Raw genomic sequence first — 1,616 nt, forward strand, 5'->3', positions numbered from 1 at the left:
AATGTGACAGTTAAAGCTACAGATCCAGCTGGTAATGTATCTGTTCCAAGTGACCCAGCTAAGGCAACTGACACAACAGCTCCAGCAGCGCCAGTTGTGAATACTGTTAAAGCAGGTGATACTGCAGTAACAGGTACAGCCGAAGCAGGATCAACCGTAGAAGTTACTCTTCCAGATGGCTCTAAAGTATCAGCAACAGCTGATCAAGATGGAAACTACAGTGTTCCGGTAAGTGGCTTGAACGAAGGTGACACAGTCTCTGTCACTGCGACAGACGAAGCTGGTAATAAGTCAGATGCGACAACTGCAACTGTAGCGAAAGCAGATGATAAGACAGCTCCACTAGCACCAGTTGTGAACACCGTTAAAGCAGGTGATACTGCAGTAACAGGTACTGCTGAAGCAGGCTCAACCGTAGAAGTCACTCTTCCAGATGGCTCTAAGGTATCAGCAACAGCAGACCAAGATGGTAACTTCAGCGTTCCAGTAAGTGGTTTGAACGAAGGTGCTACAGTATCTGTGACTGCGACAGATAAAGCAGGCAACACTTCTAACCCAACATCAGTGACTGTAGGTAAGGGAACTGATACAACAGCTCCAACAGCACCGGTTGTAAACCCAGTTAAAGCAGGTACTACTGCAGTAACAGGTACAGCCGAAGCAGAATCAACCGTAGAAGTTACTCTTCCAGATGGCTCTAAAGTATCAGCGAAGGCTGACAAAGAAGGTAACTTCAGCGTTCCAGTAAGTGGTTTGAACGAAGGTGCTACAGTATCTGTGACTGCAACAGATGAAGCAGGCAACACCTCTCGCCCAACATCAGTGACTGTAGGTAAAGGAATTGATACGACTGCTCCGTCAGCACCGGTTGTGAACACTGACCTTACAGGTAAGGCAGGTACTCGTACACCAATCGATGTTATTGCGGAACCAGGATCAACAGTTGCCCTCTACGATAAAGATGGCAACAAGATTGGTGAAGCTACAGCTGATACTAATGGTAAAGCTACAATCGCGCCAATGGTTGATATTCCAGAAGGTAATGTGACAGCGACAGCGACAGACCCAGCAGGTAATGTCTCAGATGCTAGCGCCCCAATGCTTGCAACAAGGGGTGGATCAACAGATACCTTTAATAATGGTAAAGGTTCTGATGTTGCCCAAACGACTGTGAAACCATCACCAGTTGTAGATGTTCTGGCAGTGGATTCATCAGATAAGCACATGAATCTGAAAGCAAGAGCGTCTATTTCAGCAGCTCAAAAAGATACTTCTACCCTTCCAGCGACAGGAGAAGAAGCATCAACTGCAGCTGTAGTACTAGGAGGAGTTCTTGCAGCATTTGGACTTACCTTGGCAGGTAAGCGTAAAAAAGAAGACTAAGATAAATTAATAAACTTGTAGAAGTGATTTAATAAGTCATCTGAGTTTTCAAACGAAAAGACTCATCCCAAAACTGGGGTGAGTCTTTTGGTCTCTTGAAAGCGACTAGTTGTACTAGTGGTTTGGGAAATCATGGCTCTATAATTTCTGTAGTGGGTAAAATCACTGTAGAGATTATGGAGCTTTTTGAGTGTACACAAAAAGTCCCATAAGAACTATAATGAAAAGCGACA

At 44.9% G+C, this 1,616-nt stretch carries 1 protein-coding gene; it reads left to right on the plus strand.

Annotated features, from left to right (window positions below):
* A partial coding sequence (locus HMPREF1519_RS00025; RefSeq protein ID WP_156024864.1) for an Ig-like domain-containing protein occupies nt 1-1,383 on the plus strand: 1,383 nt, incomplete at its 5' end.
* Between the last annotated feature and the right edge of the window lie 233 nt (nt 1,384-1,616).

The organism is Streptococcus sp. SR4 (assembly GCF_000517725.1).
Taxonomy (GTDB): Bacteria; Bacillota; Bacilli; order Lactobacillales; family Streptococcaceae; genus Streptococcus; species Streptococcus salivarius_F.